General features: G+C 51.3%; 11 protein-coding genes. 5 read left to right on the forward strand and 6 right to left on the reverse strand.

What is annotated here, in order from left to right:
• Window positions 1-34: 34 nt before the first annotated feature.
• The 4 genes from ACP15Y_RS11550 (at window position 35) to ACP15Y_RS11565 (ending at window position 2667) form a co-directional block, all read left to right on the forward strand.
• On the forward strand, window positions 35-487 hold the full coding sequence (locus ACP15Y_RS11550; protein WP_424983237.1) for a DUF2852 domain-containing protein: 453 nt from the start codon (window positions 35-37) through the stop codon (window positions 485-487).
• A 151-nt stretch (window positions 488-638) separates the two neighbouring features.
• Window positions 639-1370: a M48 family metallopeptidase gene (locus tag ACP15Y_RS11555; protein WP_424983238.1), complete on the forward strand. Its 732-nt coding sequence runs from the start codon at window positions 639-641 to the stop codon at window positions 1368-1370.
• A 91-nt stretch (window positions 1371-1461) separates the two neighbouring features.
• Window positions 1462-1968 (forward strand): TetR/AcrR family transcriptional regulator, encoded by a 507-nt coding sequence (locus tag ACP15Y_RS11560; protein WP_424983239.1) that lies wholly within the window; start codon window positions 1462-1464, stop codon window positions 1966-1968.
• Between the two features lie 9 nt (window positions 1969-1977).
• Window positions 1978-2667, forward strand: a complete 690-nt coding sequence (locus tag ACP15Y_RS11565) for a DUF1295 domain-containing protein (RefSeq protein WP_424983240.1) — start codon at window positions 1978-1980, stop codon at window positions 2665-2667.
• Window positions 2668-2699: 32 nt separating this feature from the next.
• Here ACP15Y_RS11565 and ACP15Y_RS11570 read toward each other — a convergent pair whose 3' ends face one another.
• Window positions 2700-4769, reverse strand: a complete 2070-nt coding sequence (locus ACP15Y_RS11570) for a transglycosylase domain-containing protein (RefSeq protein WP_424983241.1) — start codon at window positions 4767-4769, stop codon at window positions 2700-2702.
• Window positions 4770-4944: 175 nt separating this feature from the next.
• Between ACP15Y_RS11570 and ACP15Y_RS11575 the strand changes: the two genes are divergently transcribed.
• Window positions 4945-5415: an N-acetyltransferase family protein gene (locus tag ACP15Y_RS11575; RefSeq protein WP_424983242.1), complete on the forward strand. Its 471-nt coding sequence runs from the start codon at window positions 4945-4947 to the stop codon at window positions 5413-5415.
• A 44-nt stretch (window positions 5416-5459) separates the two neighbouring features.
• Here ACP15Y_RS11575 and gyrB read toward each other — a convergent pair whose 3' ends face one another.
• The 5 genes from gyrB to rpsT all read right to left on the reverse strand — a co-directional run bounded on the left by gyrB (window position 5460) and on the right by rpsT (window position 13120).
• Window positions 5460-7889, reverse strand: a complete 2430-nt coding sequence (gene gyrB, locus ACP15Y_RS11580; RefSeq protein ID WP_424983243.1) for a DNA topoisomerase (ATP-hydrolyzing) subunit B — start codon at window positions 7887-7889, stop codon at window positions 5460-5462.
• Window positions 7890-8036: 147 nt separating this feature from the next.
• The gene (gene recF, locus ACP15Y_RS11585) at window positions 8037-9170 is read right to left on the reverse strand and encodes a DNA replication/repair protein RecF (protein ID WP_424983244.1); all 1134 of its coding nucleotides are present in this window, start codon (window positions 9168-9170) and stop codon (window positions 8037-8039) included.
• Window positions 9171-9193: 23 nt separating this feature from the next.
• A complete protein-coding gene (gene dnaN, locus ACP15Y_RS11590) occupies window positions 9194-10318 on the reverse strand; it encodes a DNA polymerase III subunit beta (protein ID WP_424983245.1) in 1125 nt (374 codons plus the stop codon).
• Between the two features lie 195 nt (window positions 10319-10513).
• Entirely contained in the window at window positions 10514-11950 is a 1437-nt protein-coding gene (gene dnaA / locus ACP15Y_RS11595; protein ID WP_424983537.1) for a chromosomal replication initiator protein DnaA, read from the reverse strand.
• 903 nt (window positions 11951-12853) lie between these two features.
• Window positions 12854-13120, reverse strand: coding sequence for a 30S ribosomal protein S20 (gene rpsT / locus ACP15Y_RS11600; protein ID WP_424983246.1), 267 nt, complete (start codon window positions 13118-13120; stop codon window positions 12854-12856).
• Between the last annotated feature and the right edge of the window lie 169 nt (window positions 13121-13289).

Below are 13289 nucleotides of genomic sequence, written 5' to 3' on the forward strand. Positions count from 1 at the left end.
AAATCTAAGTCATCGTTGATGAAGAGGTGATATAATGAGCACACAATTGATTAAACCAGAATGGTCTCCATTGACCATTGGTCTTATGGTTCTCGGCTTTATTATTTTCTGGCCGCTTGGTTTGGCCATGTTGTTCTACATTTTGTGGGGCGAACATTGGGGTGGCTCAAGCGACAAAGCTGAAAAATGGATGCATAAACAAAAGCACAAGATGAAGGGTTGTCGCGGCAAGCGCTACCGTCACGGTGCAACTGGCAATGCAGCTTTTGATGAATATCGCGAAGCTGAAATTCGTCGCATTGAAGAAGAGCGCATCCGCCTTGAAAAAGAGCGTGAAGAGTTTGAAGACTTCCTGCGCAATTTGCATATGGCGCGTGACCGCGAAGAATTTGATCGTTTCAAATCTGAGCACCGTTCTAAGCGTCATGATGACGAAGATGATCGATTTTCAGGCCGCGAAGACGATAAAAAGCGCGACGACTATTAAGAGCTGATCGCTCCTCCCCTGGCCCTTGCGTTAACCCCCGAATATGACGCAAGGGCACCCTGACCCCCAAAACTTTGATCGAATTGATCTGGCACCCGTTATGGGTGCCTTTTTTATTGCCAAATCAATCTGTTTTGGGTGAAATCTATCTATGATGTCGAACCGTCGCAAAGCGATTCCCGAAAAGCTACAGATTGATCTTGCCGCTGGCGCGGTGAATGTTGTGGTGAGCCAAAATGCGCGTGCCAAACATTACCGCCTATCTCTGCACCCCAAAAAGGGGGTGGTGCTGACAGTGCCCCAACGCGGCAATTGGCGCGACGCGCAAGATTTTCTACATCGGCACCAAGATTGGCTTAATCAACGTATTGATCAGATTGAAGCCCCCACTTTGATTGCGCCTGAAATGGACTTGCCGTTGCGCGGCACGTTGCACAATTTGGCGCGCACTGGCCAGCTGCGCGGGCTGGTGCAGCTCAACCCAGAGACGCGGCGCATTGAGGTGCCCGGCGCGCCCGAACATTTTGCTCGCAAACTGGGCGACTGGCTCAAAAATCAAGCGCGGCAAGATTTGGAACAGCAGGTGCATATACATGCCCAGCGACTCAATCTTGTACCGAAGGGTATCACCATTCGCGATCAAACCAGCCGTTGGGGGTCGTGCAGCTCTTCGGGGCAGTTGAATTTTTCTTGGCGGTTGGTGTTGGCGCCGCCTTATGTGCTTGATTATGTCGCGGCGCATGAAGTGGCCCATTTGCGCGAGATGAATCATTCGCCTCGCTTTTGGCGCACTGTGAAGGAAACTTTGCCCGATATGAAGCGGGGCCATGATTGGCTGAAGGTGCATGGGCGCGAGTTGATGCGCTATCAAATTACACAATAGTCCTCTCCCCTTTTGATTTTGCCCGATCCCTTGACGTTTGACATTTGTCATCCTATATACAGACCGACCAGTCGGTATGTGGAAAGTAAAAATGACAAATTTAAAGGATCAATTGTTGGACATCGCGTTCAATATGTTTCTGGCCCAAGGCTATGATGGCGTTGGCTTAAGCGAAGTCATCAAAAAGGCCGGGGTTTCAAAAGGGGCGCTTTATCATCACTTTTCCTCAAAGGAAGATTTGATCGATCAGGTGCTGCAGCGTTATTTTTTGGATGGGTTTGCCCAAACAGATTTCGGCGCTTTGGCCAGTGTTCCAGCTACAACGCAACTGGCCCTATTGGTGGAAATTTATCAGACGCAGTTTGGTCCCCATGCAGCAATGGCGCAATTTGGGCTGGCCCGCTATTTTGCGTTGTTTTTTGACAGCATAGCCCGCAATGAACGGTTCGCAGCCGCGATCAAGTCATATTACCAAAAAATTGAGTCTGCACTTCAACCAGAAGCGCGCCCCTTTCTCCGGCAAATAGAGGGCGAGATTTATCTCTCCACCGTTCTGCAACGCGAACCAGACTTTTCGTTTATCCCCGCCTCAGCATAGGAGCGCATCATGGAATTATATGGCTCAAAATCCAAATCCTTGCCGCAAAAAATCACGATTACACTGATCGAACTTGCCCTGATCGGGCTTTCAGCATGGATCATGTTTGGCGCTGGCAGCGCATTTTTTGCCAATCTGTTTGGGTGGACGCTGCCAATGGAAGCACCTGCCCGCTATGGCCTTATCTTGGCGTTTAACATCATCATTTTGCTGCGCATGGGCTTTATGATGTTCTATTTGATGAAACGGACTTTGCCTTGGTCAGAAGCGTTTACGGTGCCATCTGCGTTCGCGCTTTATTATGTGGGCTTTGCCATTTTGGTGCTGCCCAACGGTGCACCACTGGATGTTTGGGGCTATATCGGCGTCGCCCTATTTGTGCTGGGCTGTGTGCTCAACACCGCATCAGAACTGCAGCGGCATATTTTCAAGCAAGATCCGGCACATAAGGGCGTGCTCTATACTGGCGGGCTGTTTGCCCACTCAATGCACATCAACTTTTTCGGCGATATCGTTTGGGTTGCTGGCTATGCGTTGGTGGCGGGCCATTGGCTCGGGGCGGTCATCCCCGCTATGCTGTTTTGTCTTTTCGCCTTTTATAATGTGCCCATGCTCGACGACTATTTGCGCGAGCGTTATGGAAAGGCCTTCAAAGACTATGAAGCGCGGACCAAGAAGCTTATCCCGTTTGTTTATTGACGGCGAGGATACCGCAAGAAGGTTCTCGCGCTTTAATTGCGCGAGAACAATTCATTAATCAAATCACCTAGATTTCGGCGTTGCCCTTCTTGCGGGCGCTGCGTCATCGGCTCTAGATTTTGTTGATTGTCAAACCGCACATTGCCGCCCGGAATTTGCGCAACGGCGAACCCTTCGTGCGCTTTTTGCATAAAATCGTGCCACACCTGCACCGGCACATTGCCGCCACTTGCGTTGGTTGGCGTGTCATCATCATTGCCAACCCAAACGCCGGTGATCAACCGGGCGCTATAGCCCACAAAAACGGCGTCGCGGTTTTTCTGCGATGTGCCCGTTTTGCCTGCAATCGGCCAATTGCCAAACTTCGCTTTGCGCCCTGTGCCCACTTCAACCGAGTGGGCCAACATATCGTTCATCATCGGAATATATTCGGGCGCGATCACTTGGCCGGGGCCCGCAGGCTCGTGGCTATAAAGCACTTCCCCATCCGCGGTTTCAATGCGCGAAATCACCCGCGCAATAATGCCTTGGCCACCGTTAGCGAAGGGTGCGTAAGCCGCGGTTAGCTCCAACAAGGAAATGCCTGTGGTGCCCAACGCACTTGATGGCACCGCATCTACATTGCTGGAGATGCCGAGCTTATAGGCGGTTTGCGCCACATTTTGCGGCCCCAATTCAATTGCGAGCTTACCCGCCACAACATTTGACGAAATGGCCAAAGCATCGCGCAGCTGGATGCGGCCACGATATTTACCGCTAGCGTTTTCTGGCGACCAATCTTTGTAGGTAAACGGCGCATCTTCAACCACCGTATCTGGCCGATAACCATGTTCCAAAGCAGTCAGATAAACGAAGGGTTTAAAGGCAGAGCCTGATTGCCGCCGCGCGGTGACTGCGCGGTTATATTGGCTTGTGGTGTAATCAATGCCGCCAACAATTGCTTGCACGGCACCATCTGGTGTCATCGACACCAAAGCGCCTTGGCTAAAGGCCCGCTCTTCACCCTGCTCGCGCACAATTTCCTTGATCAGGAATTCGGCTTGTTTTTGCATTTCCCAATTGATGGTGGTGTAAACAATCACGTCTTGGTTCACTTCACCAAGATAATTGTCCATCAATGTTTCCACCCAATCCGCCACATAATATTCGGTGCCAGTGACGCGGGTGCGAATGCGTTTATTGGGATCAATAGCGGCTGCTTTAGCTTCGGCTTCTGAAATGTAGCCTTCTTCCGCCATGGCATTGAGCACCACACGGGCGCGGGCAGCAGCACCTTCGGGGTTTTTATTGGGCGCAAGCCGCGATGGTGCTTTAAGCAAGCCTGCCAAAATCGCAGATTCGCCCAGAGACAGATTGCGCGCAGATTTGCCGAAATAACGTTGGGCTGCAGCTTCGATGCCATAAGACCCGGCTCCAAAATAGACGCGGTTCAAATAGAGCTGCAAAATTTCGTCTTTGGTGAAGTTTTGCTCGAGCCAAACCGACAGCAAAGCTTCTTGAATTTTACGGCCATAGTTCTGATCAGGTGTCAGAAATAGGTTCTTCGCCACCTGCTGGGTAATGGTCGAGCCACCACCAGTGATGCGGCCTTCAATTGTGTTGTTTACAAAAGCACGGGCTATGCCGATCGGGTCGACGCCAAAATGGTTGTAGAACCGTCTATCCTCAATCGCCAACACCGCCGCGGGCACAAAGTGCGGCAGCTCGTGGATTGAAACGGCTTCGCCACCCATCTTGCCACGGTTAGACAGAAGTCGCCCATCTGCCGCGACAATGCGAATATTTGCCGGGCGATCTGGAATGGCCCATGTGTCTGAGGATGGAAGCTGCATCCCATAATAGGCGACAATACCGATCACCGCGATCCCGGCCCATACGCCCAAAACGACGCCCCAATAAAAAAGGCGACGCATGACACGCCAAAATGTCCATTTGGGCTGCTTTTTTGCCTTGCGTCTTGTAGTCTTTTTCTTCGGGCTAGCTTTGGCCGTGCTGGTGGTTTTGGCTTTGGTGCGCGTACGCGTTTTCTTGCCCTTGCCGGCACCTACACGGTCAGCAGTGGTCAATTTCAGATCTGATGATTTGGATGGTTTACGCGCCACCAATTGCCCTCACGGATTTGATTAAAAGTCGAGGAAAGTGCTTATTCAATGTAAATGTGGCCGGTTTATGGGGTGTAAACATTTTTGCAACAGCGCAGATATATCGCTTTCATTCCATTGCTGCACGGTAATTCAAGCGGTACATGCAGGATTTGACCAAATTATGGATGTTCCGGTGGATTTTCAGATCAGAAAGGCGACGGCTGCCGACAAGCCCGCCATTAAAGACATTTTGCTTTCGACATTTACCCACACATGGAAACCGCAGCTTAATGCGCGTGGCCTGGCCAAAGCTGAAAGCTTTGAGCAAAATGTTCAAGACTATTTGGATCAATATTGCAGCGATATCTTTGTGGCGACCGACCAAGGTAAGCCGCTGGGCATGGTGCATTATTTTGATGATTTTGTTGCCGCCCTTCATGTGGCATATGAAGCGCAGGGGCGTGGCGTAGGTGGCGCTTTGTTGGACCATGCGGAACGCCAGATTGGTCGATCTCACGCCCAAGTGCGTTTGGAAACGGACACGTTCAACACCCAATCTCGCGCATTCTATCGCAAACACGGATTTGAAGAGATCGAGCAATATCCCGACACAGAGTGGGATAGCGATCTCACCACAATTTTGCTGGTCAAAAAATTGGCATAAAAAAGGCGCCGATTGGCGCCTTTTTTATATATCGATGTGCTGGTTTAAACGTCGAGGTTCGCCACGCTGAGGGCGTTGTCCTGAATAAACTCGCGTCGTGGCTCCACCAAATCACCCATCAACTTTGAGAATGTTTCGTCGGCAACGTCACTTTCTTTCACATGTACGCGCAACAAAGAGCGTGCATCTGGATCAAGCGTTGTTTCCCACAATTGATCAGGGTTCATTTCGCCCAGCCCCTTATAGCGCTGCATGGAAATGCCCTTGCGGCCAAAGCTAGTCATCGCGTCATAAAGAGTGAACGGTCCAAAGATTTGCTGGCTTTGGCCTTTACGTTCCAACTTGGCCAAACCTTCAAACAGGTTCTCGAGATATCCTGCCAGTTTTTCCAAATTGCGTGCATCCACGGACCGTAGCAAAGTGCCGTCAACTTTATGACTTTCCAAAACGCCCCGCACGGTGCGTGAGAAAACATAGCCATCAGCTGGATCAAATGTGCCTTCCCAGCCTTGCTCTGTTTCAGCGGATACCAAGTCCAATCGCTGCGCAACAGTTTGCGCCATTTTCTCACCCTGAGCAGGATCTTCGAAAACAGACAAGCTCAACGCGCCGGAAATGGCACATTGCTCAATGATTTGTCGGTCATAACGGGCATTCAAGCCGTTGATGGTGTGGACGATATCCCGGCTCTTTGATGCCAAATCCATCAAATCTTGACCGGTATGGGTCACACCTGCACCAGTGATCAACGCTGCGTCTTCAAGGCCCGCATTGAGCAAATATTCTTCCAGCGCGCGTTCGTCCTTCAAATATTGCTCAGATTGGCCACGCCGCACTTTGTAAAGTGGGGGCTGGGCAATAAAGATATGACCGTTCTCGATCAATTCGGGCATTTGCCGATAGAAGAAGGTCAACAGAAGCGTCCGAATGTGCGCCCCATCCACGTCCGCATCCGTCATGATGATGATTTTGTGGTAGCGCAATTTCTCGATATTGAATTCTTCACGCCCGATGGACGTACCGAGCGCCATCACAAGGTTGCCGATTTCTTGGCTAGATAGCATTTTGTCAAAGCGCGCACGCTCAACGTTCAAAATCTTACCACGCAGTGGCAAAACGGCCTGAGTACCCCGGTCACGGCCCTGAGTGGCCGATCCGCCCGCACTATCACCCTCCACCAAGAAGAGTTCTGATTTGGCCGGGTCTTTTTCCGAGCAATCTTTAAGCTTGCCTGCCAGATAGGACACATCCAAAGCGGTTTTACGCCGTGTCAGTTCCCGTGCCTTGCGCGCCGCTTCACGCGCCGCGGCAGCTTCGGCCACTTTTGAGATGATGTTTTTGGCTTCCTGCGGATGCTCTTCAAACCATTGGTTCAAACGCTCATTGACCACTGATTCCACCACAGGGCGGACCTCAGAGGATACCAGCTTGTCTTTGGTTTGAGATGAGAATTTCGGGTCCGGCACCTTCACAGACAGCACGCAGGTTAGGCCTTCACGACAATCATCGCCTGTTAGCGACACTTTTTCACGCTTAAGCGCGCCAGAGCTTTCCGCATAACCTGTTACCTGCCGGGTCAACGCCCCGCGCAAGCCCGCCAAGTGGGTGCCACCGTCGCGCTGCGGAATATTGTTGGTAAAGCACAATACATTCTCGTGGTAACTTTCGTTCCACCACAAGGCCAGCTCAACGGTAATGTCGTCTTTTTCAACGGTGATATAGATCGGGTTTTCAATCAGCGCCTGCTTGGATTTGTCCAAATAGCGGACAAAGGCTTCCAGACCGCCTTCGTAAAACAGCTCAACTTCTTTATCTTCGCCGTGGCGTTGATCTCGCAAGATGATGCGCGCGCCGGAGTTCAAGAAAGCCAATTCGCGCAAACGATGCTCGAGCGTATCATAGCTAAACTCCACCATGGTGAAGGTTTCAGGCGAAGGCAAAAAGGTCACTTTGGTGCCTGTTTCGTCGCCAGCATCACCAACCACTTCCAAAGGTGCGTCTGCAACCCCGTGAGTAAAGCGCATGCGATGCACTTTGCCTTTGCGCTTCACTTCAAGTTCCAACCAGATTGAGAGCGCATTCACCACAGAAACGCCCACGCCGTGCAAGCCGCCCGACACCTTATAGGAATTGGAATCGAACTTACCGCCCGCATGAAGCTGGGTCATGATCACTTCGGCGGCAGAAACGCCTTCTTCTTCGTGAATATCGGTTGGAATGCCGCGACCATTATCGGTGACAGAGACAGAACCATCCGGGTTCAATGTTACGGTCACATAGTCGGCATGTCCAGCAAGCGCTTCGTCAATCGCGTTGTCCACCACCTCATAGACCATATGGTGCAAACCGGAGCCATCATCGGTGTCCCCGATATACATGCCCGGCCGTTTGCGCACCGCATCCAAGCCCTTGAGCACGCGAATGCTTTCCGCACCATATTCATTATCTTGAGGGGTCTGATTTTCTTCGCTCATTTGCACCGAATCACAATCTGTTTAGCTTCTCTTTTTCTAGACCTTTTTGGCCCTAAACCAAAGCGTTGCAGCCCGATTTTGCCGCTTTTTCTTGGGATTGTCGCCCCTTTTGGCCACTCAAGGCGAAATTGTCATAAAATTATGATGCTAAAGCGCCAATTGAGCGTCTTTTACCGCGATGAATTGGGCCTCGTCGCCCAAGGCTTCAAACAGCATTTTGTCGGTGCCCGTCATCCAACATTGGGTGCCGAGTGCGTTGAGAATCTCAAACAGGGCCGCACGGCGCGATGGGTCCAAATGCGCAGCAATCTCATCCAGCAATAAAAGCGGCGAGATATGGGTGATCTGGCGCACCAGCTCGGCCTGCGCCAAGATAAGACCGATAAGCAAAGCTTTTTGCTCGCCCGTGGAACAAAGCCCAGCTGGCATTTGCTTATCGACGTGCGTGACCTGCATATCCGTGCGATGCGGGCCCAATGTGGTGCGGCCAGCGCCACGATCAATTTGGCGGCGATTGCGCCATAAATCAGTAAGGAAGCTCTCTAAGGCACTAGAGGAGACAAACTCCTCCTGCAACTCATCTTGCGCTGCAAGGGCCACATAAGCGGCGGGAAAAGGCGCATTGCCGCGTGTTTTATCCAGCAACTGGTTGAGATGGGTGATCATATCCACCCGCGCAAAGTGCATTGCCGCTGCATGGGTGGCCATTTGCGCTTCAATCGCACTCATCCAGCCGGGGTCAAAATCTGTTTCCAGCAGCTTATTGCGCTGGCGCATCGCCTTTTCAAAAGCATTGGCCTCTGCCCCATGGCTGGGGATGAGGGTCATCACCAATCGGTCAAAGAAGCGGCGGCGATCGCCTGCGGGCCCGGTGAACAAGCCATCCAGCGCTGGGGTCAGCCAAAGAATGCGGGCATATTCGCCCAGTTCCTCGACGGATTTGGCGGCGCTGCCATTGATCCGCACCCGGCGGCCCGTTTGCACGCCTTGATCTAGCCCGGTGCCCATATCGACAGGCCCCATCGGCGTTTCAAGGCTGGCGGCCACGGCCCACCCGGTTTCGCTGGTATGCAGCGCCAATTGCTCAAAGGCAGCACGGCGCAAGCCACGCCCTGGCCCAAGCAAAGAAATTGCTTCTAATAGATTGGTTTTGCCCGCCCCGTTTGGCCCCGTCAGCACCACATGGCGTGCGTCTGGGTCCAAAGCCGCACTTGCATAATTGCGGTAATTGGTCAGCCGCAATCTCGAAATATAATGGGTGGGCAGTTCTCTATGTGCCATTGATGGCCTGCCCTTTTATCCCGCTATACCCGCATTGGCATCAAAATATAAAGCGCGCGATCGGCTTCATCTTCAGATTGCACAATGGTTGGCGACCCGCTGTCAGAGAACATGAAGATTGCCTGTTCGGAATGCACTTGCTCGATAATATCCAGCAAATAGCGCGCGTTAAAGCCGATCTCAAAGCCTTCATGCTCAAATTCGATGGGCAACTCTTCGCGGGCTGTGCCGTGATCCGGGTTGGTGACGCTCAGTTCCAACAAGCCTTCACTCAAGCCAAGTTTAACGGCCTTGCCGCCACGGTCAGACGCGATGGTAGACACACGATCAACCGCTTGCTTCAAGGCGTTGCGGTCAACGGCCAAACGCTTGTCATTGTCTTTCGGAATCACACCCTCATAGTTAGGGTATGTGCCTTCAATCAGTTTGGACAACAATACAACGCCGCCCAATTCAAATCGGATTTTGCTGTCTGAAAGTTCAACACCAATATCTTGATCGTCATCGCCCAAAAGCTTTTGCACTTCAGCAACCGTTTTGCGCGGCACGATGATGGATGGCATACCTTCTGAGCCTTGTGGCGCTTCGGTTTCAGCGCGCGCCAAACGGTGACCGTCTGTCGCGACAGCGCGGAGTATCACGCCTTCATCTTCGCTCATGGTGTGGAAGAAGATACCATTCAAATAATAGCGGGTCTCTTCGGTTGAGATGGCAAACTGTGTGCAATCGATCAGATTTTTCAGTGCGCCAGCTTTGAGCGTGAATTTATGGCTGAAGTCGCCTGATTTGAGATCAGGGAAGCCATCCGGCGCCAAGCAGGTTAGATTGAAGTTTGAGCGACCAGAGGTGATGGTCATTTGCTCATTGGTGCCATCTGTTTCCAAATTCACTTCCGCACCGTCGGCCAATTTACGCACGATTTCATAAAGCGTGTGGGCGGGCACGGTGGTTGTGCCGGCAACGCCAACCATGGCGGGCACACTTTCGGTGATTTCAATGTCCAAGTCTGTTGCCCGCAATTCGAGCTGTCCGTCATGGGCGTTGATCAAAACGTTGGACAAGATGGGGTAAGTGGTTCGCCGCTCCACAACACGGTGAACATGGCCCAAAGATTTGAGCAAATGGTTGCGCTCCAAAGTGACCTTCATCTGACGTCTCCCATGCTGCCATCGCGTTTTATCGATGGCGCTTATCATTGATCTATTCGGGGTTGCGAAACTGGCTTTTTCTGGCGCAAAAGGCAAGACCTAACTCGCTTAAATCCAGCAATAACAACAGAAAACGGCGCATCTTTTGTCAAGATGCACCGTTTTATCCTCCCCCGAGAATATTTTGTCGCCGATCTATTCTTCGATCATGCGCTTGAGTAGCTCCACCTCTTGAGCAAACCCAGTATCACCACCCATCAATTGTTCCACTTTTCGCACAGCGTGCAGCACCGTTGTGTGATCGCGGTTGCCGAAGCGACGCCCAATCTCTGGCAAAGACCGTGAGGTCAAAATCTTCGACAAATACATCGCAATCTGGCGTGGACGCACCACAGAGCGTGACCGACGTGAAGACAACAGATCAGGCTTGGACACTTTAAAGTGCTTGGCCACAGTTGTTTGGATCTCATCGATCTTGACACGACGTGTGTCACGGGTACGCAGCAGATCGTGCAACGCCTTCTCGGCCAACTCAATGGTGATCGGCTCTTCGGTCAATTGGTTGGCAGCCACCAAACGGTTTACCGCGCCATCCAAATCCCGGCCGTGGGACAATACATTGCGCGCTACATAATCCAATACAGGTGCTGGGATATGCAGCCCTGGGAATTTAGCCGCCGCTTGCTCAGCCCGCTTTTCCACGATGGCCCGACGCAATTCTTCGTCCAAAGGCTGGATTGGCACCACAAGGCCGCCAGACAGGCGCGACCGCAAACGATCGTCCAGCATGTCCAAGTCGCGTGGAGGCGCATCACCCGCCACAACAACTTGCTTTGCGCCAGTAAGCAATGCACTCAAGGCCTGGCCCAATTCAGTGACCGATTTGCCTTGAAGGAATTGCATATCATCGATCAACAACACATCGATTGACCGGAGCCATTCTTTAAAAGCAATTGCGCTTTGGCGCTGCACCGCAGTGATGAAGTGGTACATAAAATGATCGGCGGTGAGATAAACAATATTGCGATTCTTATCGCCCGCACCGGCTGCCCAGGCAATGGCGTTCAACAGGTGAGATTTACCCAAGCCAACAGACGAATGGATATAAACCGGGTTGAACGCTGCTGTGCCTTGCGCGGCGGCTTGCGCCACTTGCTTGGCGGCGGCCAAAGCCATCTCATTGGCGGAACCGGTGACGAAGCTATCGAAGGTCAATTTTGGGTCGAGCGCAGAACCTGAAAGTGCATCGCCTGCCTTGAGCCGTGCATTGTGCTGCGCGCCAGTGCGCAAACCTTGATTGGTTGTGGTTTTCGCGTCCGGCTTAGCGGCCTCTGGCGCGTTATTTTGCTGAATTGCGGCACGCGGCTTGCCGTTGACGCGAACGGTCAAGTGCAATTGCGCAACTTGATCTGTTTCTGATGTAAATGACTCTAAAATACGATCTTGATAGTTTGAAGTAATCCATGAGCTTAAAAAGCGGGTTGGAACGGAAAGGTGCGCGATGCCGTCGCAAATCTCTTCCAATTCCATTGATGCAAACCAGGATGAAAAAACATCCTCACCTACACTCGCCCAAAGTCTTTTCTTAACGCGCTCCCAAATCTTAGACTGATCCGCCCCCAAATCTGTCATTAGCTCTCCACCCGTATGTTCTGATTGATTGGTCGCAACATCTTGTTGTTCTGCTTGTTCTGTGATGTCGCGCGCCAAAAGCGATGTGTGGTTCATTATGTGCCTCTGTTTGACCAATACTTGCCCGTCTCCAACCCCGAAAAGGTTAGCCGCACGACGGGCTGTCTGCCCCGTAAACAAAGCAATATCGTGCGCCGAAAGTATTCGGCGTGTCGATTTGCCGGTTTATTTTAAAAGTTAGCGATTACCGCCAGAAAGTTTTTATTGAAACTCACAAGACGTGGTGAGCTAAGAAAAGAATGATGCGAGTTCTTTATGTCTATTACGAAACTCGAGCCCAGATTGCTCGTTTTTCTTGTGCCGCATCACAATGCCCCCGGTTCGATGAATATGTGGCAATTTTTACTCACATATCATCAGTCTTCGTTCCAACGAGGATCATATTAGCCTTGAAAATTGTGGGTTTCAACCGTGGAATCTCGCAAAATGGGGATTGACTCTTTGTCTAAAATTGCGGTTGAGCAAGGGTGAGTCTGCCCCTTGGTTTTTAAGGCTTTGACTCTCCTTACAAATTCAAAAATCAAGCCCAAAAATCACGTTAATAAAAAATTTACGATTTAACATTTTTAACGGCATTTGGGGTCAAATCGGCAGACACCAACATAGAAAGCAGCACCGATAAATATTTGAAAACAAATAAATTTTCGCGCTGCACATCAGTTTTATGACGATTTTATAAATGGATTCAATCGCTTGTTGCTTTTGGCTCATGCTCGGCGCACGGCATCGGGTGCAAGGGCGAGAAAAATCGCATTGCAATGCCCTGCATAAGCACGCGAAAAACCCTTCCTTGATTTCTCAAAGAAGGGCTTTCAAATTTGTAATGCGTGTTGTGTTTATGCGTTACGCAGAAACAGCTTTAACGCGGGCAGCCAAACGCGAGATTTTGCGAGCAGCCATGTTCTTATGAACGACGCCCTTAGTGGCGGCGCGCATAATTTCTGGTTGCGCAGCTTGCAACGCTTGTTTCGCAGCAGCACTATCGCCAGAAGCAATTGCTTCTTCTACTTTGCGAATGAATGTGCGCATGCGCGAACGGCGTGCTTTGTTAACCTCAGTCTGACGCTCAATCTTGCGTACAGCTTTTTTTGCTGACGGAGTATTTGCCATGCTTTTCCTCGTTATGCGTTTTCGGCCTAAATTGTTCTGAAATTCAAACCGAAATAAAAGCGGCGGCACAGCTGCCGCCCGAATTTCGTTGGCCGTTATAGAGCGCCTAGGCGAAGACGTCAATATCTAAATGCGCCAAAACATAAGTGCTGCGGGCGCCAGACGCGGT

It is taken from the genome of Maritalea sp. S77 (assembly GCF_049801075.1).
In the GTDB taxonomy this organism is placed as follows: domain Bacteria; phylum Pseudomonadota; class Alphaproteobacteria; order Rhizobiales; family Devosiaceae; genus Maritalea.